This window comes from Pseudoduganella sp. OTU4001, assembly GCF_038440195.1.
GTDB lineage: Bacteria > Pseudomonadota > Gammaproteobacteria > Burkholderiales > Burkholderiaceae_D > Rugamonas.
In genome coordinates this window covers 35,285-61,064 of record NZ_JASATG010000007.1, presented here as the reverse complement: position 1 = coordinate 61,064, position 25,780 = coordinate 35,285, and the positions used below count along the sequence as shown (strand labels likewise).

Genomic DNA, 25,780 nt, shown 5'->3' with positions numbered 1-25,780 from the left:
CCGTGTCCCACCCTGGGGTCACACCCCAAGGGGGACACGAGGTCATCCATAAGACGTGGCGTGCGCGCAACGGCGCAGCATGTGGACAGGCCGGATTTACATTTGGACTGACCACATAGCAAAAACCTTGACATAGAATACAGAAATCGGCCTGACCAATTACCAAGAGTCAGCTGCAATAATAAAACTAGGAGATGGTATGAAGTTCACGGATCAATCCGAGGCTTTGCGCAAGTTCGCGCTGCGCCTCGTCGGCACTTACTCTGTCACCGCCCTGGCCATCGGCCTGGCGCACGCCCAGTCCACCGCCCCTGCCGCGCCAAGCGCCGAACCTGAAATGAAGGTGGTGGTGACCGGCCTGCGCGCGGCGCTGGAATCGGCGTTGAACAAGAAGCGCGAAGACAACGGCATCGTCGATGTCATCAAGTCCGAAGACATGGGCAAGTTCCCCGACACCAACCTGGCCGAGTCGCTGCAGCGCGTGCCGGGCGTGGTGATCGACCGCGACGCCGGCGAAGGCCGCAACATCACCGTGCGCGGCCTGGGCCAGGACTTCACCCGCGTGCGCATCAACGGCCTGGAAGCGCTGGCCACCACCGGCGGCACCGACAGTTCGGGCGGCACCAACCGTTCGCGCGGCTTCGACTTCAACGTGTTCGCCTCCGAGCTGTTCTCGTCGCTGACCGTGCGCAAGAGCTCTTCGGCCGACGTCGATGAAGGCTCGCTGGGCGCCACCGTGGACCTGCAAACCATGCGTCCCTTCGACCTGAAAGGCTTCAACGCCACCATCACCGCCAAGGGCAAGTACAACGACCTGTCGAAGAAGACCGACCCGCGCGTGGCCTTCCTGCTGTCCGACACTTTCGCCGACCGCAAGGTGGGCGTGCTGCTGTCCGGCGCGTTCTCCAAGCGCCAGCTGCTGGAAGAAGGCTTCTCCACCGTGCGCTGGGATAACGGCCCGTCGAGCGGCGGCTGGTGCGCCCCGCAAGGCGTGACCGCCAACCCGTCCAACTCCACCGCCACCACCTGCGGCCCGGCAGCGCAAGGCGTGCCACGCCTGCCCGCATCGCAAGCGGCAACCGATGCCTACAACGCGGCCAGCAGCGCCAGCAATTTCCATCCGCGCCTGCCGCGCTATGGCCGCCTGACCCACGACCAGGACCGCATCGGCCTGACCGGCTCCGTGCAATGGCGCCCGATGCAAGGCTCGTTGCTGACCTTCGACATGCTGTACGCGAAGCTCGATGCGACGCGCCAGGAAGACTTCCTGGAGGCGATCTCCTTCAGCCGCTCCGCCAGCCAGGGCGGCAAGCCGCAAACCTCGGTGGTGGAAGCGCAGTACGCGCCGAACGGCAACCTGTTGTACGGTAAGTTCAACGGCGTCGATATCCGCGCCGAGTCGCGCTTCGACGAGCTGTCGACCACCTTCACCCAGCCGACCCTGACCCTGGAGCAGCGCCTGACCGATACCCTGCAGCTGCAGGCCCGCATCGGCCGCGCCACCTCCAAGTTCCGCAACCCGGTGCAGACCACCACCACGCTCGATGCGCTGAACGTGAACGGCTACACGATCGACTTCCGCAACGACGACCGCCATCCGCTGATTACGCTGCCGTTCGACCCGGCATCGGCCAGCGGCCCAATGCAGATCGTCGGCGTACCGCAGGTCGCCAGCGGCACCCAGCCGACCACCGTAGCCAACACCACCACCAGCGAGATCCGCATCCGTCCGCAGGGCGCCAACAACCGCAACGACACCGCGACCGTGGACCTGAGCTGGGAAGCCACCGACGGCCTGACCCTCAAGGGCGGCTACAACAGCAAGAAGTACGACTTCGACTCGTACGAGTTCCGCCGCGTGAACCAGAACGATACGATCTTCGCGCCGCCAGCCGGCGCGGGCACCCTGTCCACCACCGTAAGCGGTTTCGGCAAAGGCCAGAACCTGCCGGGCGGCACCTACACCACCTGGCTGATTCCGGACCTGAACGCGATTGCCAAGGCCTACGACATCTACTGCAACTGCATCAAGAGCGGTCCTGCCGGCGGCCCGGGCGACTTCACCCTGTCCTCCATCACCAACGGCAATGCACGCGGCAACAACCGCGCGGTGACCGAGGATGACCGCGGCTTCTACCTGATGGGCGAATTCAAGAACGAGCTGGCCGGCATGCCGCTGCGCGGCAACTTCGGCGCCCGCTACGTGAAGACGGAGCTGAGCGCCACCGGCTACCAGGCCACCAACGGCGGCACCGCCGTCACCGTGGAGAACAGCTACGAAGACGTGCTGCCATCGCTGAACGTGGCGCTGAACGTGACCAACGACTTCATCGCCCGCTTCGGCGCGGCCAAGGTGATGACCCGTCCGCAGCTGGGCAACCTGTCGCCGGGCGGCACCATCGCCACCACCGGCACGCTGACCATCACCACCGGCAACCCGCTGCTGAAGCCGTTCCGCGCCAAGACTTTCGACAGCAGCTTCGAATACTACTTCGGCAAGAACGCCTTTGTGGGCCTGGGCCTGTTCCAGAAGAACATCTCGACCTACATCCAGTCGCTGCGCACCAATATCGCCTACCGCGATACCGGGTTGCCGATGTCGCTGCTGCCGGCGAACTTCACCGGCGAGGAAGTGTTCCAGGTGACGGCGCCGATCAATACCGACGGCGGCAAGCTGAAAGGCTTTGAGCTGAATTACCAGCAGCCGTTCACCTTCCTGCCGTCCTGGGGCAAGGACTTCGGCACGCTGCTGAACTACACCCACGTGAAATCGAAGATCGAGTACGTGGTGTCGCCAACCAGCAATGACCGCATCGTCGACGACCTGCTTAACCTGTCGCCGCGTTCCTGGAACGCCACGCTGTACTACGACAACGGCAAACTGAGTGCCCGCATCTCGGCCTCCTCGCGCGCCGCATTCGTCACCCGCGTGCCGGGCCAGAACAATAACGATGTGGAAGGCAAGAACAAGTCGCTCAACGTCGACCTGTCCTTGTCCTATAAGGTCAACGACAAGCTGGAATTCACGTTGGAAGGCGTGAACCTGACCAACGAGGAAAACGACCAGTTCGTGAGCCGCGCGCGCAACAGCGTGGTGGTCAACAACGTGACCGGCCGCGAGTTCCTGGCAGGCCTACGCTACAAGTTCTAAGGTGTTTCAAAGGCGTCTCTCCGCCTTCATTGCACAGCCCCGCTACCCGCGGGGCTTTTTTTTCTGCGAAAATGTCCACTTTAGGGTCTGACCCTAGGGTGGACATTTTTATGGCTAGCGAACTGCAAGCAGTGGAAGTCCCCGGTGAGAGCCCGCACTTCGTGCGCTCTGTGACCGAGATGGGCGATACGCGCGACGTCATCGCCAGCGAGGATATCTACGCCAGCAACGGCACCAAGCTACTGGCCAAGGGCGCGCGTATCGACAGCAAGCAGTTCGAGAAACTTACTCGATACAAGTTATCGGCGCCGCTGGACCAGGTGCTCACATCCGACAAGGCGATCGATGCGGCGGCGCTGGCCATTGAGTTCGACCGCTTGCTGGAGCATGAAGGGCTGTACCGCCAGCTGCTGGCGCGCGCCGGCGATCCGCGCCAGTTGAAGCATTGCACCGCCAACCTGCAGCTGCACTCCACCATCGAACTGCGCCTGACCGTGATGTCGGATAAGCATCCGGCCATGTTCGGCCATTCCCTGCACTGCGCCATCATCGCCTTTGCCTGCGCGCAGCGCATGGGCATGGCGCCGGGCGATCTGCCGGCCGTGCTGCTGGGCGCCCTGTGCCACGATTTCGGCGAGATGCACACCGACCCGCACATCCTCGACCAGTCGCACCAGATCACCGCAGACGAGCGCCGCTTCGTCCACGTGCATCCGCTGACCGGCTACCTGCTGTTGAAGGAGCTGAAGGGCTTCCCGCCCGCCGCCGCCAAGGCCGTGCTGCAGCATCACGAACGGCTGGATGGCAGCGGTTATCCGCACGGCTTGCGCGGCGAGCAGGTGGGCAAGATGGCCCGCATCGTGGCGGCCGCCGATGTCACCGAGGCGGTACTGCGCCGCCTCGACATGCCGCGCCTGGAAATGCTATACAGGATCAATAAAGCGCGCTTCGACGGCGGCGTGGCCAGCGTGCTGCGCGACCTGCTGCAGTTGCACGGCGTCGCCGCACCGACCGGCAAGGCCGCGGCGGGCGACCCGAGCTCGCGCCTGGAGCACTTGTCGGCCCTGCTGCCGGCCTGGTTCAAGCTGCGCGACCTGCTGGAGCGGCGTCCGATGGCCGACGCGCCGGGTGCGCCGATGGCCTTCCTGTTCGACCGCATGGCGGCCATCCGTTCGCTGGTGCTGCAGGCCGGTTTTGATCCGGACAATATGGCCAGCATGCTGTCCATGGTGCAGGACGATCCCGGTATGCTGGCCGAACTGCGCGCACTGCTCGATGAAATGGACTGGCTAATGGCCGACCTGGCCAACGAGATCGACCGCCGTTCGCCGGAACTGGATGGCTTGTCGGCCGGCGCATTGAAAGACTTGCTTGGCCACCTGCGCCCGGAAGCGGGGGCGCATGGCTGATGGTCCGGCGCTGCAGCGCTACGACACCGTTGTGGTGGGCAGCGGTCCCGGTGGCGCCAGCGTGGCTGAAACGCTGGCGCGGCAAGGCCAGCGCGTTTTGGTGCTGGAACAGGGCGGCAGCGCGCCCTTGCGCGGTACGCTGGCGCAAATGGCGGGCATCGCTGCCGTTCCCGGCAAGGGCGCCTTCTTCCACAGCGATGGCTCGCTGCTGGTGCGCGGCCTGACTGCCGGCGGCACCTCCACCCTGAACTTTGCCACCGCAGCGGCGCCGCCGCTGGAGCGCTTTGCGGCGCTGGGCATCGACCTGGCGCCGGCGCTGGCGGAGTGCCGCGCCGAACTGCCGATCGGTCCATTGCCGGACGAGCTGCTTGGTCCCCTGGCGCAGCGCATCATGCAGGCCGCCCGCGCGGCCGGCCTGCCATGGCAGAAGCTGGACAAGATGATCCGGCCCTCCATCTGCCGCACCGGCTGCTGGCGTTGCGTCTATGGCTGTCCTTACGGCGCCAAATGGAGCGCGCGCGAATTGCTGGATGCGGCGCGGCTGCGCGGCGCCCATCTGGTCGACCATGCGCGCGCTACGCGTGTGCTGCTGGAACAGGGCCGCGCGGTGGGCGTGGAATATGCGCGCGACGGCGCCCTGCATAGCGTCCGCGCTGCATCGGTGGTGCTGGCGGCGGGCGGCATCGGCAGCCCGCGCCTGCTGCATGCCTCCGGGCTGGCGCCGCGCAGCCTGCCCTTCTTCAGCGATCCGGTGATTGCGGTGATGGGAACGGTGGAAGGCCTGCCGGGCCAATCCGGCGCGGGCGCCGAGGTGCCGATGGCGGCCGGCATGGCGCTGCCTGACGACGGGCTGTCGTTCTCGGACCTGACCCTGCCCAAGCCGATGTACCAGGCCTTTGCGCTGCAGGTAGGCCGCGTGGACCGCCTGTTCGCGCATGGCCGCACGCTCAGCATCATGGTCAAGATCCGCGATGCGGCGGGCGGCGGCATCGGCCCGCGCTGGGCCGACAAGCGCCTGCAGCCGGAAGACCGCGCACGCTTCAAGCGCGGCACGGAGCTGGCGCGCCGCATCCTGGCAGAAGCGGGGGCGCGCCACGTGTTCCAGAGCTGGCATTTCGCGGCCCATCCCGGCGGCGCGCTGGCGGTGGGCCGCGGCGGCGAGGCGGCGGTGGACAGTGATTTGCGCAGCGCCACGCCGGGGCTGTACGTGTGCGATGCGGCGGTGCTGCCGGCGCCGTGGGGCTTGCCGCCTACCCTCACCCTGCTGGCGCTCGGCAAGCGGCTGGGGCGGCGGCTGGTGGAGCTTAGTTAAGCTTCAGCTCCACGACGCCCTGCGACAGCTGCACGGCCAACGTTTCGCCGGCTGCCTTGCCCGGATAGATCCCGACCGGCGTCACGAAGTAGGTATTGCCTTCACCGGCGCGGCTGTACGCCACGATGCCCGGCGCCGCACCGTTGCGTGCTACGGCCGCGCCCAGCGCGTTGTCGGCCGAAACGTCGGCCCGGCAGAAAGCGCCTTCGCGCGAGAAACGCACCGTTCCTTCCAACGGCTTGTCGCGCAGCACGGCGTTGAAGCGGCGCGTGCCTTCGCGGCATTTGGCGCCGCCCTGCACCGAGGCAGACAAGTACGCGTCGTACAGCGACTCGGTCGACAGCGCCACCGCCGAAGTGAACATGACGTTGGCCAGCAGGCTGACCGCCGCCTTCTGCTCCGGGAAGACGCTGACCTGCGAGCGGCCGCCCAGGATGGCTCCGGCATGGTGGAAGTAGTTCCTGCCGTAGTAATCGGTGCTGACCCGCCAGCCGATGGCCTGCTTGAAGTCCTTGCCGCCGATGCCTTCGCCGTTGCTGAACTTCTGCTGGGTGGTGAACCACGCCAAAGTGCCGGGTTTGATGAAGGCCGGGTCAAGCGTCTTCAGGCCGAAACGCGCGACATCCGGCGCGTTCGCCAGCATGCCGCCGCCGGACCACTTGGACGTGATATTCCGGCGCGGCAGTTCCTCGCCATCCGGCGTGTAAAGATGCGACCAGTTCGCCCCAACCGGCGCCACGAGTTCCGGCTGCAGCGACGGCGTACCGGCCAGGCGCGCGGTGTCGGCAATCATGCTGCGAAAGTCATCCCGCGCGGCGCTTTCCATCACCGCAGACAGCAGGTTGTAGGCGTAGCTGGAATACTCGAATGCAGTACCGGGGGCGCGCCGCAAGGGGCGGTCCTGGAACACCGTCAGACCCTCGGTGACGGTCTTGTAAGGCTCCGCGCGCTCGTCGAATTTTTCGTCGCCGTATTCGTAATGGCCCATGCCGGAGGTGTGCGTGGCCAGTTGCAGCGGGGTGAATTCGTACTGCTTGGCCGGGTAGTTCGGCAGGTAGGAACGCACCGGCCGCTGCAGGTCGATGCGGCCCTGGTCGACCAGGCGCGCCAGCATGGCGATGGTGACGAACTTGGACACGCTGCCAAGGCGGAATTCAGTCTGCGACGTGACCGGCTGCTTGCGCGCGGCGTCGGCGTAGCCGGTTTCGCCGTGCCATACCAGCTGGCCGTCGCGCACAATGGCGGCAGCCATGCCGGTGACGCCGGACTGGCGGTGGAATTCCTTGAGCAGTACATCGGGCAGGGTCTGGGCATTGGCGGCGCAGGCGGCCGCCAGCAGTGCAGGCAAAACGAGAAGACTGGTCCTCATGGTTTCATCCTCAGGATCGTGCGTTCAGTTGCGAGATAAAGCACGCCCTTGCGGCCCACCGCCAGGGCGCGCAGCTTGCCGACTGCCGCGAACAAGTCTTTCCCCTCGGTGGTGATTTCGCCGTTCGCCGACATCCTGCGCAAGATACCATCATCGAGCAGATGGATGTTGTTTTGCGCGTCCACCACGGCCTGGGTGATGCGGCGGAAGCGGGCCAGCAGGCCAGCACCGTCGGTGCTGTTCTTGCGTTCGCGGCTGCCGGCTGCCAGCCACTGGTAGCCGTCTGCGCCGACGCGCGTTATGTAGTGGCCGTGCAGCATGAATACTTCGTCGTTGGGCGCAACCAGGACGTCGCCGCAGCCGTCCGTTCCTTGCAGCGCGATCTTGCGCGCCACGCCGCGCGGGCGGATGCGCCACAGCACATTGTCGGCGCAGTACCATGCCTGGCCGCTGGCGTCGGCCGCGATGCGATGGCGGCCCAAGCCGGGCAGCACGAACGGTTCCGCGTCCTGCGCCACGTAGGCCCAGATGCGGCGCAGCGCCGGCAGCATGCCGGTCTGGTCGGGCGACATACCGGGCGGTCCGCTGATGAAGGAGATCATGCCTTCGGTACTGACGCCGGCCAGTGCGCCGTTGGCGGTGACGAAGATGCCGGTGCTGGGGCGGGCCGCCATGGAGCCGTGCAAGTCGACCTGGGCGGCCGGGTGCTGTTCGCGCAGCTTGCGGAAGCCGCCTTCCTGCAGCAGCGTGCGCACTACGCCTTCCTTGTCGATGCGGCGCAGCTGGTCGCCATCGAGCACGTACAGGCCGCCATCGCGGCCCACTGCCAGCTGGCTGATGTCGCTGAAGCGGGCCTGCAGGGCTGGGCCGTCGCGGTTCAATGAGGCGGCGTATTGCAGGACGAGCGGCTGCGGCTTGCCGCTGGCGTCCCAGCTGGCGGCGGCCAGGCGCTCGGCCAGCAGCAGGTGCAGGCTGCCGTCGCTGCCGCGCGCTACGCCGGACAGTTCGCCGGTCACGTCGCCCGCGCCCAGCAGCGGCGTGATGATGCCATTGCGTTCGATGCGGTAGATGCTGCCGGTGGCCGGCGCCGTCGCCAGCAAACGGCCTTCGCCATCCAGCGCCACCTGGCCAGCGGGCGCCGGCTGCGCACCGCGCGGCGCCAGCGGCATGCTCGGCGCCTGGTAGCGGCGCAGGCACTTGCCCCGCTGGCACGCCTCCTCCGCCGCCTGCGTGCTGGCCGCAGCACTGCCCCGTCCCTCACCGCCAGCCCCGCCTCGCGCCGGCTGCGGACCGCTGGCGATGCGCGCCGGCGCGCCGTCCGGGCGGGGCGTAGCCGGTTCGGCGGCGGGCAGCAATTCCTGCCATGCGCCTCCGGCGCCGATGCGCAGCGCCGTGGCCGCATCATGCACAACAATCCCCCCGCGCGCATCCACCGCAATCCCCTGCGGCTGCAGCGGCAAGCGCTGCGCAACGGTGCTGACCATGCCATCAGAAGCAATCCTGCGCACCGCATTGTTGCCCGAATCGGCCAACAGCAAGCTGCCCGACGCCTCCAGCACCAACCCTGCAGGCCGGTCGAAACCCGCCACAATACCCTTGCCATCCGCCCGCCCAGCAGCCCCGGCATGCCCGGCCATCGTACGCACATCGCCCGCCGGCGAAATGGCTTTCACCACATGGTTGCCCGCGTCAGCTACAAACACCGTGCCATCGGAAGCCACCGCCAGTCCCGCCGGTGCAATAAAGCGCCCCGGCAGCGTGGCCACCTTGCCATCCCCCTTCAGCACGCGCACGGCAGCACCGTCGGTGAAATAGATGGCCCCATCGCGCCCCACGGCAATCCCACGCGGCGCAACAAGCGGCGCCGGATCCAGCGCAACGGGAGCGCCAGCAATCACCTCCCACGACGCAGCACAGGCGGAATGGGCCAACAGCACGGCAGCTGCCGCAGCAATCAAACGGGTCTTAATCATCCAGCGGACGGGAGGTAGGAAGGCGCAGCAGATAGAACGTCACACCGCAGGCGACCAGGAACAGCATGACCTTCAGCGCCAGATAAGGCACCTTGTACATCGAATAGAACATGGACGGCCACATCATCGCCATGGCCAGCACCTTGCCGCGCAGCGGGATGCCACGGCCATCCTCATAATCGCGCAGGTAGCGCCCAAAGCGCCCGTGCGTACGCAGCCAGTTGTGCAGCTTGTCGGAACTGCGCGCGAAACAGGCCGACGCCAGCAGCAGGAAGGGCGTGGTTGGCAGCAGCGGCAGGAATATCCCCAGAACCGCCAGTACCAGGAACAGGCAGCCCAGGATGACCAGGACGATTTTCATCGCCCCATTATAGCGGCGGCAAGACCCTCGTATGCGCCTGGCACACTTCGCGGCAGGCCGTGCTTTCGCCAAGATCGAAAGCCGCCTTGGGATAAGCGCAGAACAGCGGGAAGGATTCGCGCTGGCACAGCTGCGTCCACAGGTGCTCCAGCCGCATGGTGGCACGGTGCAGCCCATCGTCCCACAACAGCGCCACCATTTCACCAAAAGCCCGCACCGCCTGGTGGTTCTCGCGCGCCCTGGCGACCAATTCCTCCACCGCCGCCTGGAAGCGCGCCTCCGCCGGCCAGCCGTCGAACATGAAGCGCGCCAGCGTGCTACGCGCATCGCGCACGATATATTGGCCGCGCATCGAGGCGGCAGCGACATCGATGCCATTGCGCTCAAGCCGCATGGCCAGCGCCTCGCGGTGCTGCGGAGTCGCGATCACGATCACGGCTTCGTTGCGGTCGAAACCGGCCATGACGAACGCTTCCAGCGTTTCAAGGAAGCTGGTTTCGTCGTCGTAGACCTGCACGCTGTGGTCGCAATGCGAGGTGTGCTGCCAGAATTCTTCGATGGCCTCGTGCCGTGTTGTTTCCATTCCCTTGGCTCCAGAAATTAACAGCCAAGGTTAGCAGAAGCGGTGCCCTTAAAGATTCACGCATTGTCACTTGCTATCGTGAAGGTGTACCGCCAGCCACATCGCGCCGTCCGACACCCGCTGCACGGAGTGCGGAGTGTGCGATGGCAGGAACAGGTAGTCGCCAGCCTTCAAAACCACCTGGCGCCCCGCCACGTCCAGCAGCGCCTCGCCCTGCAGCAGCACCACCCATTCATCCTGCTCCTGCACGTACTGCTGCGATTCGATTTTCGACGTGCTGACAATGCGTTCGATCACCAGCCCTTTGTGCGACAACAGCGTGTCGAAGCGTTCACCCTGCGCCGGCGGCAAGGCATCGTCGTACAGATTTCCCATGTATTTTTCCCTAGTCAGTACGAGCCATCATAGCCGCTTCCGCGCCGTTCAGCCATTGGCCATGAAGTCGATGGCTGCCTTCACCTCCTCATCCTTCAGGCTCGCATTGCCACCTTTCGGCGGCATCATCTTGAAGCCTTGCAGGCCGTGGGTGTAGACCACTTCCTTGCCCTGCTTGAGGCGCGCCGCCCAGGCAGCCTTGTCCCCCGCCTTCGGTGCGCCCAGCACACCGGCCGCGTGGCAAGACGCGCAGTTGGCGGCATAGATCTTCTCGCCGTTGATGCTTCCTTTTGCAGCCATGGCTGGCGAGGCCAGCATGGCGGCAGTGATGGCGATGATCAGTTTATGCAGTGCTTTCATGATGCTCTTCCTATGGATTGGTGTTGATATACACTGTACTGACCAACAATCGAAAAAGAGTTGACCCAGCTTAAGCATATGAACATTCGCCCCGCGAGCATTGATGATGTCCCCTGAATTGATCGTGCACCGCCTCCAGCCATGCTGAAAATCGGCTTCGTCCTGCCGCAAGGCTTCCAGATCATGGGCCTGGCTGCGGCATCCGCCTTCGAGCTGGCGAATACCACCGCCGGTTCGCCCGTGTACGGCATTGGCTTCTATTCGGAACTTGGCGGCCCGCTCCGCAACTCCTTCGGCGCGACCATCGAGACCCTGCCGCTGGCGCGCCGCAAGCTCGATACCCTGATCGCGTGCGGCCTGCTATCGCCCGCCCCCACGCCCGACGGCCTGCTGGCCAGGCTGCGCACCGCATCACGGCTGGCGCGGCGCACTGCTTCCGTCTGTACCGGCGCCTTCCTGCTTGGCGAGGCAGGCCTGCTGGATGGGCGGCGCGTTACCACACACTGGATGTTTGCGCGCGAGCTGCAAGAGCGCTTCCCTGCCGCGCGGGTGGAGGCCGACCGCATCTTCATCAACGACGGCCCGCTTTGGACATCCGCCGGCATGAGCGCCGGCATCGACCTGGCGCTCGGCATGATCGAAGCCGACTACGGCGCCGAGCTCTCGACGGCGGTCGCCAGGAAACTGGTGGTCTACCACCGCCGCGCCGGCGGCCAGTCGCAGCACTCCACACTGCTCGAAATGGATGCCAAGACCGACCGCATCCAGCGGGTGCTGAGCTACGCCCGCAGCAACCTGCACCTGGAGTTGTCGGTACCCGACCTGGCCGCGGTGGCCCACCTCAGCCCACGCCAGTTCAGCCGCGCCTTCACCAGCGAGACCGGCCAGTCGCCCGCCAAGGCTATCGAACACCTGCGCCTGGAAGCCGCACGGCTGATGATCGAGCAAAGCCGACTGACGGTGGAGGAAATCGCCGCCGAAACAGGCTTCAGCGATACCGAACGCATGCGGCGTGCATTCCTGCGCGGTTACGGCCAGCCGCCGCAAGCCCTGCGGCGCGCCGCCCGCATGTCCTAAAACGAGGGTTTTACGACATTTACGCCACAGCAGGCGAGTCCTATATTGAAGGCATCCAGAACCAATCGCACAGGATGCCCACCATGTCCACCATCAAGAAATCGCTCGCCGCCCTCGTCGCCGCAAGTTCGGTCGCATCAGCCGCACCGGCCGCGGCCGAAACCAGCCGCCTGCAAATCAGCCCGGAAATCACCGTACGCCGGCTCGTCGTCAACCCTCCCGCCCCCAAAGGCACGATCCTCCTGCTGCACGGCTTTCCCGAAACCGCCCACACCTGGGACGAAATCGCCACGCAGCTGGGCAGCGACTACGAAGTCCACGCCTTCGACTGGCCCGGCTACGGCCAATCTTCACGCCCGCCGGCGGAGAAATTCGCTTACGCCCCGCGCGACTACGCACAGGTGGTGAAGGATTACATCCGAGCCGCCGGCATCGACAAGTCACAGCTCGTCATCTACGCCACCGATATCGGCGCCCTGCCACCGCTGCTGCTGGCACTCGACGATCCCGGCATCGCCAGGAAAATCATCGTCGGCGACTTCGCCCCGCTGGACCGGCCGCACTACATGGCCGAACGCCTGCGCATGCTGAAAGCCCCGGCCACCGCCGCTGCCACGCGCGCCGCCATCAACCAGGGCAGCAGCGAGATCATCGCAAATGCCTTCCACCGCGGCCTGGACGCCAGCGAGCAGTTCGCAATCAGCCCCGCCTTCACAGCCGACATGCTGGCAGGCTGGAACCACGGCCCAATCAGCAGCGGCGACGCCTTCTACCACTACTACAGCCACTTCACGCGCGACCAGCAATACCTGGAAGCCAACCTCGCCCGCCTAACCGCACCGGTCACGGTGGTGTGGGGCGAACGCGACATCTACATCGACAAGAAGATGGGCGAAGAATTCTCCGCCAGCTCAGGCAAGCCGCTCACCATCCTGCCCAAGCTTGGCCACTACCCGCACCTGCAAGCGCCGCAGCAAACGATCGCCGAGATCCGCGCAGCGATTACTTCAGCACCTCCGCAGCGTTGACGATCTCCACGCCCTGCAACTGACCGAGCCAGTCGTCGAACCAGGGCTTGTGGGAGGCGCCGACGATGCTCAGCACGCGCGCACCTGGGCGCTCACGGAAGGTCTCGCGGATGTTGGCCACCATGCGCAGGTTGCGCACCTCCCAGCCGCCGACCCAGATTTGCGGATAGCCTTCCGCCGATTTGGTCCGCATCATCGGCAGCACATTGCCCTCGGCGTGGATGCGCATGCTGTCCGGCGAATTGATATAGCGGTACAGCGGCAGCATATCTGCGCCCAGCGACATTTCATCCTTGTGCTTCTCAACGGCCTTCATCTCGCTGCCGCCGGAAGCCCAGGCGCTTTCGATGGATTTCACGAAGGCCTTAATGTCGGGAACATCGATACGGTCGCCGGTATGGTTGTCCACCGCGTACACACGCTGATGGCCAAGGCGTGCCGCCAGCGGCGCCGCAATCAGGCTGTCCTCATTTTTGCGTTTCATGAGCTTGTTCAGCCGCTCCACCAGCGCGGCGTTCAAGCCGTCGCCCGCGCGCCGTTCCGACTCCGCCAGCTGCATCCATTGCACCTGGGCCGAAGCCGGCTCGTTCGCCGCCAGGAAGGCCGCCGCCAGGCGCCGGCGCTGCGACGCCGTTGGCTGCGCCGGCCAGGACTTAAGCGTCTTGTCCACTTCCGCCAGCGCGGCCGGCATATCCAGCCCCGTGGCCTCCATCGCCGCCGCCGTGCTCGGGCACCAGTCCTTGCCATATTTGGCCGGATGGCGGGCCGCGAGATCGCAATCTTCGCCGGGCTCCTGCTCGATGGTGATGATGTCCGGCCTGAACGCCGCCAGGCGCTCGATCAAGCCATTCAGTGACGCCGGCTTGAACTCCGCCGGCATGCCGCTCAAGTGCACAGTACCCAGCACCATGACCTGCGACTTGGGGCCAACCATATCGCGATCCAGCCGCGTCAAATCCACCTGCGCGTGCGCCATCAAAGGCGCCGCCACTACTGCACCCAAAACTGCCTTGTTCCACTTGCTCATGTCGCTCCTCGGCGTTGTGTCAATCGGAGCAGCGATTCTAGGCCGACGCGCAGCGTGCAGCGCGTCCTATGCGACAGCCTGCAGGATTGGTGGAGCAAATTGCAAAACGCGGTGTGGTCTCAAGCGAACGTCATGGCAACGGCGCCGGCGAAAGCAGATGCGTACACCAGGGCCAGGGCGAATTTGTTCATACTTCCTCCAGATGGAAAGAAAATAAACTGTTGAAGCCTGGTCCCGGGGTCGCGGGGACGGGAATGGAACGAATTCAATGTAGCACCAGCATTGACGCACAGCAACGTCCGATAGCACCTGTGTTGTATGGCGATGACGAGGTGCAAATTGGTAGTCACTGTTCGCCATCGCACAGTGCTGTCGCATTTGCGAACACGCGCGATTACCATCACCAAGCCATAACGCCCGTCAAATAAGGCTTTCTGCCTGTGGCACGCAATTTGCAAATCAGTGCTCCATTCACTTCCACCACAGCGAAAGGAGCATCACCATGCAGTTGACTCAATACTTCCAACAAGCCTGCGCCATCATCGCCCTCGCCGCCGGCCTGGCAGCCCCCGCGTTCGCCGAACGTGGCCCATCCACTCCCGAAGAACGCGCCCGCGTGGTCGCCTTGGCCGAAGCAGCCAACCGCGACCCGATCGGCGTGATGAACTCCGCCGACGGCCGCTGGTTCATGAAATGGTCGGACGAGATTCCCGACTACTCCTTTGGCCCCGACCGAGGCGCACTCTGGATGGAAACCGGCGCCGCCAAGGGCGACCTGCGCCGCGTACTACGCTTCCACCACACGCTCAGCACCGCCGCCTACCAGGTGCAGCACCAGATGTTCGATCCGATGAAAGACCCCGCGCAAATGGAAGCCAAGACCATGGCGGGTATTGACGGCCTGCTGCGCGCCTACGAAAGCCTGAAGGACAAGCGCCCCGAGAACCGCTCCGAAGTCCTCGACAACGCATTGATGCTGCGCGACCAGGGCAAGCTCGCCACGCTGTACAAGTCCCTGCCACAGCCGCCAAGGAACTGATCGACATGGCCCGCTACCTGCTCGCACTGCTGCTGGCCGCCGCCAGCACCCACGCCACCGCACAAGCAGCAGCTCCCGCGTTGATCGCCGAAATCGCCGCCCGCTCCGAAATGCAGCGCAACCTCGAAGAACTGTGCGACGACATCGGCCCGCGCATGACCGGCACGCCAGGGCTACAGCGCGCGCAGGAGTGGGCCATGCGCAAATTGGCTTCTTATGGCGCCGTCAACGTGCATCTCGAAGCCTACGAGCTTGGCCGGCCATGGCAGCGCGGCCGCGCCCATGCGCGCCTGCTCAATGCCAATAGCCTTCCGCTGAACGTCATGCAAAAAGCCTGGACTAAAGGCACGCGCGGCGCCATCCGAGCCGACGTCGCCCTGTTGAATGTAAAGACGCTGGCCGACTTCAACGCCGCCCTGCCCCGCCTTAAAGGCAAGATCGTGCTGGCCGAATCTTCCCCGCGTGAAGCACCAACGCAAGCCTTGCGCGATGCGGGCGTCGCCGCCGTGCTGCAGGTAAGCGGCAAGGAAGACGGCCTGCAAGACATGTGGGGCGGCCCTGGCCAGCGTTACGACAGCAACGCCGGCATCATCACGCGTGAGCACGCCAACCTGCTCAAGCGCCTGCTGGCACGCGGCATCACACCTCGCCTCGAACTGGCGCTGGACGGAGGCTTTGCCGCCAAGTCCGTGCAGGCGCATAACGTCGTAGCCGACTTCCCCGGCAGCGAGCCGGGTGGCGAAATGGTGATCCTCGGCGCCCATCTCGATTCGTGGGATCTCTCCAGCGGCGCAACCGACAATGGCGCAGGTGTCGTGACGATGCTGGAGGTAATGCGTGCCATGCGCGCCACCGGCCTGCAGCCAAAGCGCACCTTGCGTGTCGTGCTTTTCTCCGGCGAGGAACAAGGACTGCTAGGCAGCAAAGCCTATGTCGCCGCGCATCGCGATGAACTCGCGCGCATCCAGGCCGTGCTGGTGCAGGACGCCGGCAGTGGCCGCATCCTCGCCTTCCCCGATATGCAAGAGGAAGCGTGGTACGGTCCCATGAGCGCGGCGCTCGCGCCAACCAAAGCGCTTGGCGAGATTGATCTTCACTACGCCAAAGGACTCGGCTCCGACCACGAAACCTTTTACAAGCAAGGCATTCCCGCCTTTACTCCGCTGCAGGAGTCACGCAACTATCGCACACACACGCAGCACAGCCAGGTCGACACCATCGACCACATCGACCACGCGGACTTGCAGCAAGCCGCACAAGTCACCGCCATCCTCGCGTGGGGATTGCTAGACGGCGAGCGCTTGCCGCATATAGACTAAAGGCTTACCAATTAGCCTTAGATTTCGATGAAATTACTGCTCGGCGCCGACATCGCCAACTCCGTCCAAGAACTACTGAAAGCCCCCGACGATGAACGCATTGTCGTGGTTGCCTTCGTTGGGAAATACCCGCTGCGCTGGCTCGAAAACCCGCGCGGCATCAAGCTTTACTGCTGGCCGAATCCCGGCGCAACTCATCCCGACGGTATTCGCGCGCTGTTGGCAGCAGGTGTCGAGGTACATTTTGTCCCGCGCCTGCATGCAAAAATTTATTGGTCGCGCCTGCACGGTGCGGTGCTCGGCTCTGCCAATTTATCCAACAACGCCTTGTCTGAAGATGGCCTTCACGAAGCGGCGGTGCGCCTCGCTCCAGGCGAATTGGACATCGCTGCCGTGCTGTGCCAGTTTGAGGCCACGGCGATCAGTTGCCACGAAGCCCAGAGTTTTGGCGCCGCACTTGCAAAGCTGGATATCGAACATGCTGCTTACGTGCAGCGCAATGGCGGCAAAGAAGAGAACCCATCGACGCAGCGTGTTCCAACCTTCGGCGAATGGATCGCGTCACCATTCCAGAAGCGCTGGCAGATCAACTATTTGTCTGAACTGGTCGACGATTACCCCCACAACCCCGACGACAAGCAGGAAGAGTGGCCCTACGCAAACTCAAGCAGCGAGAGCGAGCACGATGCACTTCAGGTCGCAGTGCCGTCTCTGGAAATCAAGCTGAACAAAGATCGCAACGGCTTGGATAATCGAAGCAAACTGACCTGGTGGTATCCGGAACTGATGTATAAAACGGAATCGGAAGAGTACAAAGACTACCCATTCACCTGGGTATGCAAGGAAAAGGTTCCCAGCGGCGAGACCGTACCCTTCCAGACCGGGGAAGCCGCGTTTCGTGATGCGCTCAAACACGCCATCAAAGTTCGTGGAGACAAGCTCCAGAACGTTGGAGGCTACGTAGATCCTGACTTCCTCGACGCGATCATTCAAGCATATCGTCCGTGATCACCCGCGCTTGCGCCTTGCCACTAAGCCCAACATGCCAATCCCTGCAAGCAGCATGGTTGGCATGCCCGGTTCAGGCACCGGCGGGGGCGAAACGCTAAAGTGAGTTTGATCGGTCCACAGCAAGGTATCACTGGATCCCGCACCATCACCCGTATAGCCAAAGAAATAGATCCGGTCCCCGGCGACGGTTCGGCTGGTGCTGTACGCCATGTCATCGCGATACGACCATTCCGTCGCGAAGTCCAAGTGGCCGGTACGTAAATCGTAGCGGAAGCCCTCCAATGCGCATTCCATCAGCATGCACTCTTGCCAGCTATGCTCAGCATCGATATATACGACCTGTCCCCAATTGAAGCGGGTCAGCTCAAGCTGCTCCAGCAACCCATTTCCATTGATGTCTGTTCCCGCGAACAGACCACTCTCCGACCGCTGCTCCTGGAATTAATTGGTTTCCGGATCAAGAAAACCGGTGTAGCTGAACTGCCATATCGTCTGCGCGGATGCAGGTGCCAACGTTGCGGCACCAAGCTTGAAGGTGCACATCAACCGTTTGAACATGTTGAGCTCCTTTCCTCGACGGAATGGCTTCGCGAATGCGAAGGCCAACCGTCCAGGCTAACAGAGCCCCTTATCGAATTTCGTCCGCACGATTGATCTCCGTCGCAGACTCTCACAGCTCGGAGCGTGCCTTTAACCAATCACGGATTGCTTCATTGACGCGCGATTGCCATCCACGGCCACTAGCTTTTAGCGCGTGCAGCACATCAGGATCGAGACGGATCGTAGTTGGAATTTTCTTATCTGGCTTTGTACTGCCTGCAGGACGCCCCCGGCGAGCTTTGATTTCGTCCGGTGCATGGATCGTTCCTTCGGCGCGCAGAGCTTGATCGACGCTTCGTAGCAACGCGTCCTCAAATGCGAGTAGCTCCGCGTCGTCCTTTGACGTCTTATTCGCTTTCATCAAATCTTTCCCTTAACTTCCTCAAGAACTCTGGCCGCAAATTATCGAATGAAGCTTTGGCATACGCCACCAGCAAGAAAACCACGCCCCCCTTGAGACGCACGTAGTAAACAACCCTCGCACCCCCGAGCTTTCCTCGCCCCAACCGCGACCAGCGAACTTTGCGCAGCCCGCCACTTTCAGGTATCACGTCGCCTGCAAGCGGATGTTCGGATATCCAGTCGATAAACTCCATTTGCTCAGCATCCGACCATACTTCTTCGCAGATGAGATGAACTCCGGTGTTTCACAGACGGTGAGCATATTTATTGTACTAACAAATAAATCGAAATATCGATCTTACTGTTGGTACAGCTTGCCACCTGGGCTGGCGGTGGTATTGCGTTTGCGCAAGAAAAAAGACCTGCAGCGCATGGCACGCAGGTCTTTCGGAATACTGGTAGGCCCTCCCGGAGTCGAACCGGGCACCAAAGGATTATGAGTTTGGTGGTGAAACCGTAGGCCTACGCAAGGGTGCAGTTGAGTACGCTCGAGTATACGATAGTACGGAAGGATTTTCCATCAAATGCAACCCTTTGATTACTATGAATAATGGGCTTCCTGGCTAACAATGAAACGACTATCTCATGCGTGGGTACGGCAGGTAACGGAAGGGTACGGAAGGATTGAAACTGTGCCGTGCGTGTACCTCCAATCAGAGGGCGTCGATATACTCCTTCGGAAAGCGCGACATGATCTCGTCCGACTGAAGAATTAGGTTCGGATTCGGATTCCTTATGCCGGCAGCCCAAAGGAAAAGCTCGACACCGAGGATTGACGGGCACACTACGAGAGACGGCACTTCGATCTTGAGGTCAGGGTAAGCCACATTGACGTAGCTTGGATCCCCATATGCAAAATGTTGACCAATCAAGCCCGCCCGCTGCAGGCCGCTTACGATGTGATTGATAGTCGCCTCCGGGTCAGCAGATGGCTGACCTACAAAGCCAAAGAAGCGTTCAAGGTTCATGTATATGCGAAGCTTGCTTCGATCACGTTCGTCAGTTATCGAAGTGATTTGTCCCTTAACCTGCCCGTGCATAACCGCATAGATCAGGAAGTGAGTCTTCACCTGGATTTTTGACATGGTTTTAAGCACTGAAACGTAAGACAGCGCCTCGTCGTCGCCACTCTCCGACTTCGCCCCGCAAAGCAGTCCACTGTAGTAGTCTTTAATTAACGCGTCCTCGCAGTACGCAGCGTCATCGATGACAGCTTTCGCAGTCCTTGCATCTACAGAGCCAGGCATGTCGCCGGCCCCCTTTCGCACACTTCCGCGAAAAACATCGTCCAAATTGATATTGCAGCGCGCTACAAGGTTCTTTAGCTCACCACCGAAGTATTCAGCCGTCGGGCCAAGTGCCTTTGTCAAAATGTCCTTAGAGGCGATGGCTCCGGCCACGCTCGCGCCAATTGTAGCTAGTTCAAGCTCCACGTTTTTACCTCGTTTGTAAGTTGCCAACCAGCAGTGTATATGGAGTTTAGACAGTTTATGTCTTTATCATAAATTGTCTAAACTCCTTAACCCTGATAGGCTGCTTTACGGTGACTCCGTTTGGATTTATAGTTGATAGTCAGCCTCTCCCTTCCGTCCCACACCAGGCAAGTGGAGCCGAAATGTCGTGGAAGTGAGATGGCCCCCGCTATATCGAATCGTGCATCGCTAGCCCATCACTCCACTGAGTTCAACCCTTGTTTGACTTCCGCACACCGACGACGGTGTATGCGGACTTCGGCTCTCCTCCAGCCGCGCGGTGCGCACGCATGGCACGCTTGATCTTCCCCTGTGACATCGGAATACTTGGCGGTAGCTCGCGCTGCTCGATATCCAATCCCCAGTACTCCTTGTACATCTCACGGTGGAGCCAGTGGGTCTGTGAACGTGAGATTCGATCAAAGAAGTCTGCTTTTGCCAGAAGATCTCTAAGCCGCGCCCTGTTTGTACGCGACAATGCGACGAAAAAGAAGTAACGACACTCGATGAAAGTAAATTGCGCCCAGAGCAAATCTTTATAGGTCTTGATCAATCGGCTATCTGAAGCCCCATTTACCACGTGCTCAAGGAGGACCTCCAATGTATCAATCAGGCGGGCCTGTGGATGGATCTCCGCACCTACGATCTTGAAATTTCGAAAGTGTAAGTAGTCAATCCGCTGCCTATCCGTGTCATTGAGGACGCCAGCATCCCTCCTACCTTGGACGTCTCTGGGCAAATCATTGACTCGTTCTTCAACGATCGCAGTATCGATACGGTCCATCGCCTGACGCAAAACTTCGCGCCCACATGCGTCGCCCACGCGAACTTCCGAGAGGGTCTGACGATACACCTCCAGCAACCTGAAAAAGATTTCCTCGTAACGGCCTTTCTCTTCTTTCTCACGGGCGTTTCTCGCAGCGTCTTCTTGCATTCGTATCTGTCGCTGCTGGAGAAGCAAGGTGATGATCAGACCTCCGAACCCTAGCGCAGTGAACAGCGAAGTCAGCTGGCCAAAACTGTCCCCATAGACGCCGTACTTTTCCACTGTTCGAGCATTGGGTGTCGGGATGCCGTTGGCAACGTAGAACCAATAGCTAGCAGCAGCCAAAAGTGCGACCGGTTGCCACCAAAAACCTTTTACAACCTTTACCAATACCGCGCCGAGCTTGCTACGTAGTGCGTGAGTTTGGGACAGCAGCTTAGTTGCGAATTCCGTCATCACATCGAACTCCTTACCATCTTGCAATCCTTACAATAATCAAGTGATCAATCTTGCTGGGTACGCTCAGGGAGGATACGAGCTCACCCAACCTCCATGTAATTCTCGCCGAGCCCCAACTAGCGAGGTATACCCCACCCTTGCGTAGGGGTAATTTGGTTCTTCGTAGAAATACATTGTATATTCCACCATAAGAAGGCGTTTGTATATACAGAGAACTTAAGCTATAGTATCGGCTCACCAAAAAGTGCCTGATTCTTTGAGGATTTCTCTTGACTGTGTTCTCTGTCACATCCGCTTACGAATCTTGCTTGTATTCTGAGTGAGTTGCCCTTACTGTATATACAAAGAAGTGCGTGAACGCGATGGTGAGAATCTCTCCTGATGTACTTGACAAGATTACCGGTCGTGGGATCCGTGTTATCGAGGTCGAGCAATGCTTCCTAAACAGGGAAGGCGGATTGTGTGAAGACACAAGAGCCCAGCACCTTACAGATCCCACGACCAAGTGGTTTGTAGCAGAAACGGACAAAGGCCGGCTGCTAAAAATTATGTATGTTCCAAAACCAGATGGCGTTGAGCTGAAGTCAGCTTACGAAGCCACTGCGGAAATTTGCCGCATTTACAACAAGTACGCGAAATAAGGAGTTTGACATGGCTACCCCGGAAAGGATTGACGATACCGTCGAAGCTTGGGAGCAAGGAGTGCTGGGCACTGACGAGCAGTTTACTGCTAAGGCTGATGCATCGGCAGAGAAGGAGTTGGACGACGCACTGGGCCTGCAGGCAATTTCTATCCGACTTCCAAAAGAGCTGATTGACCAATTTAAGCTGATCGCCAAGATTCACAGCATGGGCTACCAACCACTGATGCGTGAGGCACTGAAACGCTTTGCGTCTTCGGAGGTCAAGGTGATCTTGACCCAGATGGCGAACGAAGGGAAGAAAGAGACCTTGGAAAACGGGAAGCAAAAGTTTGAGGTTGAGTTGAACCTCGACACGCGTCGTGCAGCTTAACCCGTGCACCTGGTAGTAAATAAAACGGCCCTCAGAGGGCCGTTTTCATTTGTTGGTAGCCCTTCAAATTACGCTTCTAATGAAGCTCGGGCTTGCGACATCTGAGTCGATAAACGCCGCAGTAAGGGCAGCGGTGATGGCGAGACGAGAATCTTCCTCATAACGCCAACGTAAACCAAATTCAGTCGTTCTCTTGCGCTATCGGCAAGCGGCTCTGTCGGTTCCAATGACTTCAGCCAACTATAGTCCCCGCGATTGATGCCAGCATCAATCAACCATTCCGGTGCGTATTCGAACCCGCCTGTTCGATCGTGCGTGTCGGTCATTTCAGTTCTTTCCGAGTTGTTGAAAGATCTCATCACACCATAGCTCAGCATCGATGCAAGCTGCTCGTTCAAATCACACTTAATTTGATCGGCCACCTGAGCTTGCCACATGGATCTTGAAGGTTAGTATCCAAGAACTCACCACAACAGATGAGCAACTAATTCGAGAAGGATCTCCATGGACTCAGGAAAAATTCAGATGGCTCTTACCTTGTTCGGATGTGGCGTTGCAGCTGCCGCACTACTGCATCGGCTACGCCATCTCCTATCGAAACGCAAGAATCAATCCATTCGCGACCATCTACTCCGATCGCTGGCTGAACAAGCAAAGGATCGCGATGCGGTGAGCAGTATGTTTGGCTCAAGAAGGGCGACCGTCATCGCCTCTTGCGTGAATTCATTCATCGTAGCGGCCATGCTAATGTCACTCGTCTACACGCCTCTGAAACTGACTTTGTTCGCACATCTTGTCATCGGCTATTTCATTACCAAGAAAATTGCAGCTGACTCGAAGCAGCCTGGCCACGAGCGGTTAGGCCTGGGACACAAAATCTGGTACCAGCTCTTTTATGCATCAATTTGGCCCATCATTCTGATTACCAGCGTCCGCTAGATAGGATAGTATTCTGTTGTCGCACCTGCCGGCATAGAGTTCGAAGCTCTTCCCTATTCGATTTCAATACCTTCTGAGTTCAACCCTCAAAAGGTTTTTACCCCACACTTTTTTCGTTGTCGCTTCTGCGGCATTAGTTGGCACTTTGCTGCCGCCAGTCCACCTGGCGTGCGGCAAGGCAGTCCTTGGACTGTTCTAAAAGTGTTCTGTAAGTGTTCTATAGGTGTTCTCACCTTGCTCCAATAGCACCACAGCGTCACACGGCCCGATCTTGCGCTGACAAGATCGCTGCACGACGACCAGCTGGCGCCCTATCAACGCGTCACTACCACCGGTAGTGACGCGGCCCGCCACGGGCCTCCAAGCCAGCAAACATCAGGGTTCTAACGCCCTTCCCCGAAGTTAGTCCATACCGCAATCCAAACCCAAAAACCCAATCCAAGAAAGGAGTCTGACGCTTTACCTCGCATCAATCGCGCGCATGCGCACCCTGTTCAGCATGTAGTACCCGGCCTTTATCCCCCACCTGCACGGTGGCGGCCACTGTTTTCTCAACGTGAAGTCCCTCTGTGCGTGCTGAACAGAGTAATTATTGATTTTCCTAACAAGGGAGGTATCGATTGTCAGTGGTTTACAAGAAATCAGACTCGATCGAGGCAAAGTTTTCAAAGGCTGCATTGGTCAACAACCGAGCAGCTACGCTAACCAAGGTAAGGATGCAAACGACGTTCCGATCGCTCCAGGCGCATGCAAAGCGAGGCAGATGGAGCGTCTCTATCGACCCTGAGACGCTGAGCTTGAAACAGCTTAAAGGGTATGCCCAAGCACGCCTGGATGCCGGTATTAGCGTTCGTGTCGTTCAGAACGAGATGAGCCATATTCGCCGCGCGTTAGAAGGGGTGGGACGTACACAGTTTGCCCAAGATACCTGTGCAAACAGTGCTCTAGGCATTCCATCAGCAACCAGGATTGGCAAAGGTAAGGTCGTCGACGAGAACGTGCTGCAGGGGGCCCTGAGCAGGGCAACTGAATCAACAAAGGCGTTGATCGAGCTTAGCCGCCATTTGGGTCTTCGAGAGCGCGAAGCAATCTGTTCAGCGAACTCATTGCGCGAATGGGAACGTGCTCTGAGCGCCGGCCAGCCCGTTCTGGTTCGGGACGGAACAAAAGGTGGAAGAGCCCGGTCAGTATGCATTAGACCAGAAGGTCAATCTCCAGCTCTTGCAGCAGTTCGATCTGCCATCTCGGTCCTTTCGGAACAAGGACAGCTGGTGGTGAGCAAGAGCCTTAAAGCAGCGATAGAGCAGCATTCTGACCGTATGGCACGACTAGGGCTGAAGGGGGAGAACTCGAGTCACTCACTGAGGCGCGCATTCGCGATGGACCAATATAAGTACTACCTCAGCCAGGGCTGTAGCCAGAAGACTGCACTCGCTCGTACGTCTAACGACCTAGGGCACGGCGATGGCCGCGGTCGGTGGGTGTTCAACAACTACATAAGGAACTCACTATGAACGAAGACAAAGGCTACCACCGAGGCGAAATTTATCTCCTAGAGAAAGTTCGGATCGGAAGCATGTGGACGGCCAGCCTAGAGACGTGCGGGGGAACAAAACTCAGCGAAGTTGCGGCGCCAAATGATGACCTTGCCAAGGTTCGCTTTTCGCATGATGTCTTCGAAGTACTCCGCAAGAAGAGGCGAAAAGGGGAGACCGTTAGAGAAGCCATCGAACGAATCATTCTTGCTGCGCCCAACAACTAACAAGGAAAGACAAATGAAATTCAATATCAGCCGACGTATGATTCTCGCTTCAATTGCTGGAAGTTTTCTCAATCAGCCTGCACTCGCAATGTTCGGCGGTGTAGTAATCGATCCTAGCAACCTGGTTCAAAATACTTCAAGCGCTCTCGCCGCTGTTAAAAACGAAGTGAACACGGCCAAGAGCTACATCACGCATATGCAGCAACTGGTCGCCATGGGCAAGTCGCTCAAATCACTCAATGGCCTCGCCAGCCTGGCCGGCGTGGAGCAAGAGCTGGCCCTCTACATGCAACTCAAGTCAACCAGCACTCAGCTGGTGTCGGTAGTCGAAAGTTCGCTCGAACTTAGTCGACGTGTCCAATCCCAGTTTGGTGCCTCCGGACTTAGCTGGAACGACTTTCTTCGCTCGCGTTCGGCCATCGACCAAGGCAATACGAAGGCTCTGTCTGCACAGTACACATCGATCACTGAAGCGATTTCTCAAATTGCCGCACGCAGAAAGGCAATCGTTGGGGAACTGCAGGGGGCGGAAGGTCAGACATCGGCGATGCAAAGTGTAGGTGCCGGCATCGACGTCCTGATTGGCCAAAACCAGCAGCTCATTGCGACTCTCGCGGCCGAGGGTCAGGCCAAGCTTATTCAAAAGAATGTGGACTCCGCTTCCGTTCAACAAGGTATGCAGATCATCTCGGATCGGCAACGTCGCATCCTGGAAGCGGATGCAAAAATCAAATGATCTATTTCTTCTCGACTTTAGGTGCTGACGAGCCTTCAGAAGCCATGATTTTCTTGAGCTCCTCGTCCGACTTCTCAAGCTCCTTTTGTCGTTTAGAGATTACCTCCATTCCCTTCGCTGCAGCTGCAGCATCGGCCGCTGGCTGCTCGCTATTGTGGCAGCCACCCAGGGCTAAGAGGACCAACCAGTAGATGTTCTTTTTCATTTTTCTTAGACCGAGAAAGTAACGAAATCGG

The 25,780-nt window shown here is 60.4% G+C and carries 27 protein-coding genes; 13 read left to right on the top strand and 14 right to left on the bottom strand.

Annotation, left to right across the window (positions count from 1 at the left end):
- Positions 1–199 precede the first annotated feature (199 nt).
- The 3 genes from AAHE99_RS08755 to AAHE99_RS08745 all read left to right on the top strand — a co-directional run bounded on the left by AAHE99_RS08755 (position 200) and on the right by AAHE99_RS08745 (position 5,872).
- Positions 200–3,151: a TonB-dependent receptor gene (locus AAHE99_RS08755; protein ID WP_342116559.1), complete on the top strand. Its 2,952-nt coding sequence runs from the start codon at positions 200–202 to the stop codon at positions 3,149–3,151.
- 110 nt (positions 3,152–3,261) lie between these two features.
- Positions 3,262–4,560 carry an HD-GYP domain-containing protein gene (locus AAHE99_RS08750; protein WP_342116558.1) on the top strand — a complete coding sequence of 433 codons (1,299 nt, stop codon included), beginning with the start codon at positions 3,262–3,264 and terminating at the stop codon, positions 4,558–4,560.
- A complete protein-coding gene (locus tag AAHE99_RS08745; RefSeq protein WP_342116556.1) occupies positions 4,553–5,872 on the top strand; it encodes an FAD-dependent oxidoreductase in 1,320 nt (439 codons plus the stop codon). Before AAHE99_RS08750 ends, AAHE99_RS08745 begins: the two co-directional genes overlap by 8 nt.
- On the opposite strand, the gene AAHE99_RS08740 is transcribed toward AAHE99_RS08745, so the two are convergent.
- From AAHE99_RS08740 to AAHE99_RS08715, 6 genes are all read right to left on the bottom strand, one after another.
- Positions 5,865–7,241, bottom strand: a complete 1,377-nt coding sequence (locus AAHE99_RS08740; protein ID WP_342116555.1) for a serine hydrolase domain-containing protein — start codon at positions 7,239–7,241, stop codon at positions 5,865–5,867. The genes AAHE99_RS08745 and AAHE99_RS08740 overlap by 8 nt on opposite strands.
- Positions 7,238–9,214, bottom strand: a complete 1,977-nt coding sequence (locus AAHE99_RS08735; protein ID WP_342116553.1) for a hypothetical protein — start codon at positions 9,212–9,214, stop codon at positions 7,238–7,240. Before AAHE99_RS08735 ends, AAHE99_RS08740 begins: the two co-directional genes overlap by 4 nt.
- Positions 9,207–9,575, bottom strand: coding sequence for a YbaN family protein (locus tag AAHE99_RS08730; RefSeq protein ID WP_342116551.1), 369 nt, complete (start codon positions 9,573–9,575; stop codon positions 9,207–9,209). Before AAHE99_RS08730 ends, AAHE99_RS08735 begins: the two co-directional genes overlap by 8 nt.
- A gap of 7 nt (positions 9,576–9,582) precedes the next feature.
- Positions 9,583–10,158 carry an MEDS domain-containing protein gene (locus AAHE99_RS08725; RefSeq protein ID WP_342116550.1) on the bottom strand — a complete coding sequence of 192 codons (576 nt, stop codon included), beginning with the start codon at positions 10,156–10,158 and terminating at the stop codon, positions 9,583–9,585.
- Between the two features lie 66 nt (positions 10,159–10,224).
- Entirely contained in the window at positions 10,225–10,533 is a 309-nt protein-coding gene (locus AAHE99_RS08720) for a cupin domain-containing protein (protein ID WP_342116549.1), read from the bottom strand.
- A gap of 48 nt (positions 10,534–10,581) precedes the next feature.
- Complete coding sequence (locus AAHE99_RS08715) at positions 10,582–10,893, bottom strand: c-type cytochrome (RefSeq protein WP_342116547.1); 312 nt, start codon at positions 10,891–10,893, stop codon at positions 10,582–10,584.
- Positions 10,894–11,034: 141 nt separating this feature from the next.
- On the opposite strand from AAHE99_RS08715, the gene AAHE99_RS08710 reads away from it, so the two are divergent.
- Together AAHE99_RS08710 and AAHE99_RS08705 are read left to right on the top strand one after the other, a co-directional pair.
- Positions 11,035–11,970 (top strand): GlxA family transcriptional regulator, encoded by a 936-nt coding sequence (locus tag AAHE99_RS08710; RefSeq protein ID WP_342116545.1) that lies wholly within the window; start codon positions 11,035–11,037, stop codon positions 11,968–11,970.
- Positions 11,971–12,053: 83 nt separating this feature from the next.
- Positions 12,054–12,998, top strand: coding sequence for an alpha/beta fold hydrolase (locus AAHE99_RS08705; protein ID WP_342116544.1), 945 nt, complete (start codon positions 12,054–12,056; stop codon positions 12,996–12,998).
- On the opposite strand, the gene AAHE99_RS08700 is transcribed toward AAHE99_RS08705, so the two are convergent.
- On the bottom strand, positions 12,973–14,025 hold the full coding sequence (locus AAHE99_RS08700; RefSeq protein WP_342116542.1) for a DUF5694 domain-containing protein: 1,053 nt from the start codon (positions 14,023–14,025) through the stop codon (positions 12,973–12,975). The genes AAHE99_RS08705 and AAHE99_RS08700 overlap by 26 nt on opposite strands.
- A 502-nt stretch (positions 14,026–14,527) precedes the next feature.
- On the opposite strand from AAHE99_RS08700, the gene AAHE99_RS08695 reads away from it, so the two are divergent.
- From AAHE99_RS08695 to AAHE99_RS08685, 3 genes are read left to right on the top strand one after another with little or no spacing between them, the layout of a single operon-like run.
- On the top strand, positions 14,528–15,064 hold the full coding sequence (locus tag AAHE99_RS08695) for a hypothetical protein (RefSeq protein ID WP_342116541.1): 537 nt from the start codon (positions 14,528–14,530) through the stop codon (positions 15,062–15,064).
- Between the two features lie 5 nt (positions 15,065–15,069).
- Positions 15,070–16,383, top strand: coding sequence for a M20/M25/M40 family metallo-hydrolase (locus AAHE99_RS08690; RefSeq protein ID WP_342116540.1), 1,314 nt, complete (start codon positions 15,070–15,072; stop codon positions 16,381–16,383).
- A gap of 27 nt (positions 16,384–16,410) precedes the next feature.
- The gene (locus AAHE99_RS08685; protein ID WP_342116539.1) at positions 16,411–17,391 is read left to right on the top strand and encodes a phospholipase D family protein; all 981 of its coding nucleotides are present in this window, start codon (positions 16,411–16,413) and stop codon (positions 17,389–17,391) included.
- Here AAHE99_RS08685 and AAHE99_RS08680 read toward each other — a convergent pair whose 3' ends face one another.
- From AAHE99_RS08680 to AAHE99_RS08660, 5 genes are all read right to left on the bottom strand, one after another.
- Positions 17,392–17,775 (bottom strand): PEP-CTERM sorting domain-containing protein, encoded by a 384-nt coding sequence (locus AAHE99_RS08680; protein ID WP_342116538.1) that lies wholly within the window; start codon positions 17,773–17,775, stop codon positions 17,392–17,394. It abuts the gene before it with no gap.
- A 289-nt stretch (positions 17,776–18,064) separates the two neighbouring features.
- Positions 18,065–18,355: a BrnA antitoxin family protein gene (locus AAHE99_RS08675; RefSeq protein ID WP_342116536.1), complete on the bottom strand. Its 291-nt coding sequence runs from the start codon at positions 18,353–18,355 to the stop codon at positions 18,065–18,067.
- Positions 18,342–18,590, bottom strand: coding sequence for a transcriptional regulator (locus tag AAHE99_RS08670; protein ID WP_342116533.1), 249 nt, complete (start codon positions 18,588–18,590; stop codon positions 18,342–18,344). The genes AAHE99_RS08675 and AAHE99_RS08670 overlap by 14 nt, the downstream gene beginning before the upstream one ends.
- A gap of 459 nt (positions 18,591–19,049) precedes the next feature.
- Positions 19,050–19,829 carry a hypothetical protein gene (locus tag AAHE99_RS08665; RefSeq protein ID WP_342116531.1) on the bottom strand — a complete coding sequence of 260 codons (780 nt, stop codon included), beginning with the start codon at positions 19,827–19,829 and terminating at the stop codon, positions 19,050–19,052.
- Between the two features lie 250 nt (positions 19,830–20,079).
- Positions 20,080–21,090, bottom strand: coding sequence for a hypothetical protein (locus AAHE99_RS08660; protein ID WP_342116530.1), 1,011 nt, complete (start codon positions 21,088–21,090; stop codon positions 20,080–20,082).
- A 654-nt stretch (positions 21,091–21,744) separates the two neighbouring features.
- Here AAHE99_RS08660 and AAHE99_RS08655 point away from each other — a divergent pair.
- Entirely contained in the window at positions 21,745–22,107 is a 363-nt protein-coding gene (locus AAHE99_RS08655; protein ID WP_342116529.1) for a hypothetical protein, read from the top strand.
- Between the two features lie 68 nt (positions 22,108–22,175).
- Here the strand turns inward: AAHE99_RS08655 and AAHE99_RS08650 are convergent, their stop codons facing one another.
- Positions 22,176–22,544: a hypothetical protein gene (locus AAHE99_RS08650; RefSeq protein WP_342116528.1), complete on the bottom strand. Its 369-nt coding sequence runs from the start codon at positions 22,542–22,544 to the stop codon at positions 22,176–22,178.
- 67 nt (positions 22,545–22,611) lie between these two features.
- On the opposite strand from AAHE99_RS08650, the gene AAHE99_RS08645 reads away from it, so the two are divergent.
- The 4 genes from AAHE99_RS08645 (at position 22,612) to AAHE99_RS08635 (ending at position 25,544) form a co-directional block, all read left to right on the top strand.
- The gene (locus AAHE99_RS08645) at positions 22,612–23,046 is read left to right on the top strand and encodes a hypothetical protein (RefSeq protein ID WP_342116527.1); all 435 of its coding nucleotides are present in this window, start codon (positions 22,612–22,614) and stop codon (positions 23,044–23,046) included.
- Between the two features lie 716 nt (positions 23,047–23,762).
- Complete coding sequence (locus tag AAHE99_RS26780) at positions 23,763–24,560, top strand: integrase domain-containing protein (protein ID WP_446728909.1); 798 nt, start codon at positions 23,763–23,765, stop codon at positions 24,558–24,560.
- Complete coding sequence (locus AAHE99_RS08640) at positions 24,557–24,808, top strand: hypothetical protein (protein WP_342116526.1); 252 nt, start codon at positions 24,557–24,559, stop codon at positions 24,806–24,808. Before AAHE99_RS26780 ends, AAHE99_RS08640 begins: the two co-directional genes overlap by 4 nt.
- 13 nt (positions 24,809–24,821) lie before the next feature.
- The gene (locus AAHE99_RS08635; protein WP_342116525.1) at positions 24,822–25,544 is read left to right on the top strand and encodes a hypothetical protein; all 723 of its coding nucleotides are present in this window, start codon (positions 24,822–24,824) and stop codon (positions 25,542–25,544) included.
- 1 nt (position 25,545) lies between these two features.
- On the opposite strand, the gene AAHE99_RS08630 is transcribed toward AAHE99_RS08635, so the two are convergent.
- Positions 25,546–25,749: a hypothetical protein gene (locus AAHE99_RS08630; protein ID WP_342116522.1), complete on the bottom strand. Its 204-nt coding sequence runs from the start codon at positions 25,747–25,749 to the stop codon at positions 25,546–25,548.
- Between the last annotated feature and the right edge of the window lie 31 nt (positions 25,750–25,780).

Coding starts and splice junctions, on each gene's coding strand:
- AAHE99_RS08755 (WP_342116559.1), top strand. CDS start 200: ATGAAGTTCACGGATCAATCCGAGGCTTTGCGCAAGTTCGCGCTGCGC.
- AAHE99_RS08750 (WP_342116558.1), top strand. CDS start 3,262: ATGGCTAGCGAACTGCAAGCAGTGGAAGTCCCCGGTGAGAGCCCGCAC.
- AAHE99_RS08745 (WP_342116556.1), top strand. CDS start 4,553: ATGGCTGATGGTCCGGCGCTGCAGCGCTACGACACCGTTGTGGTGGGC.
- AAHE99_RS08740 (WP_342116555.1), bottom strand. CDS start 7,241: ATGAGGACCAGTCTTCTCGTTTTGCCTGCACTGCTGGCGGCCGCCTGC.
- AAHE99_RS08735 (WP_342116553.1), bottom strand. CDS start 9,214: ATGATTAAGACCCGTTTGATTGCTGCGGCAGCTGCCGTGCTGTTGGCC.
- AAHE99_RS08730 (WP_342116551.1), bottom strand. CDS start 9,575: ATGAAAATCGTCCTGGTCATCCTGGGCTGCCTGTTCCTGGTACTGGCG.
- AAHE99_RS08725 (WP_342116550.1), bottom strand. CDS start 10,158: ATGGAAACAACACGGCACGAGGCCATCGAAGAATTCTGGCAGCACACC.
- AAHE99_RS08720 (WP_342116549.1), bottom strand. CDS start 10,533: ATGGGAAATCTGTACGACGATGCCTTGCCGCCGGCGCAGGGTGAACGC.
- AAHE99_RS08715 (WP_342116547.1), bottom strand. CDS start 10,893: ATGAAAGCACTGCATAAACTGATCATCGCCATCACTGCCGCCATGCTG.
- AAHE99_RS08710 (WP_342116545.1), top strand. CDS start 11,035: ATGCTGAAAATCGGCTTCGTCCTGCCGCAAGGCTTCCAGATCATGGGC.
- AAHE99_RS08705 (WP_342116544.1), top strand. CDS start 12,054: ATGTCCACCATCAAGAAATCGCTCGCCGCCCTCGTCGCCGCAAGTTCG.
- AAHE99_RS08700 (WP_342116542.1), bottom strand. CDS start 14,025: ATGAGCAAGTGGAACAAGGCAGTTTTGGGTGCAGTAGTGGCGGCGCCT.
- AAHE99_RS08695 (WP_342116541.1), top strand. CDS start 14,528: ATGCAGTTGACTCAATACTTCCAACAAGCCTGCGCCATCATCGCCCTC.
- AAHE99_RS08690 (WP_342116540.1), top strand. CDS start 15,070: ATGGCCCGCTACCTGCTCGCACTGCTGCTGGCCGCCGCCAGCACCCAC.
- AAHE99_RS08685 (WP_342116539.1), top strand. CDS start 16,411: ATGAAATTACTGCTCGGCGCCGACATCGCCAACTCCGTCCAAGAACTA.
- AAHE99_RS08675 (WP_342116536.1), bottom strand. CDS start 18,355: ATGAAAGCGAATAAGACGTCAAAGGACGACGCGGAGCTACTCGCATTT.
- AAHE99_RS08670 (WP_342116533.1), bottom strand. CDS start 18,590: ATGGAGTTTATCGACTGGATATCCGAACATCCGCTTGCAGGCGACGTG.
- AAHE99_RS08660 (WP_342116530.1), bottom strand. CDS start 21,090: ATGACGGAATTCGCAACTAAGCTGCTGTCCCAAACTCACGCACTACGT.
- AAHE99_RS08655 (WP_342116529.1), top strand. CDS start 21,745: ATGGCTACCCCGGAAAGGATTGACGATACCGTCGAAGCTTGGGAGCAA.
- AAHE99_RS08650 (WP_342116528.1), bottom strand. CDS start 22,544: ATGTGGCAAGCTCAGGTGGCCGATCAAATTAAGTGTGATTTGAACGAG.
- AAHE99_RS08645 (WP_342116527.1), top strand. CDS start 22,612: ATGGACTCAGGAAAAATTCAGATGGCTCTTACCTTGTTCGGATGTGGC.
- AAHE99_RS26780 (WP_446728909.1), top strand. CDS start 23,763: ATGCAAACGACGTTCCGATCGCTCCAGGCGCATGCAAAGCGAGGCAGA.
- AAHE99_RS08640 (WP_342116526.1), top strand. CDS start 24,557: ATGAACGAAGACAAAGGCTACCACCGAGGCGAAATTTATCTCCTAGAG.
- AAHE99_RS08635 (WP_342116525.1), top strand. CDS start 24,822: ATGAAATTCAATATCAGCCGACGTATGATTCTCGCTTCAATTGCTGGA.
- AAHE99_RS08630 (WP_342116522.1), bottom strand. CDS start 25,749: ATGAAAAAGAACATCTACTGGTTGGTCCTCTTAGCCCTGGGTGGCTGC.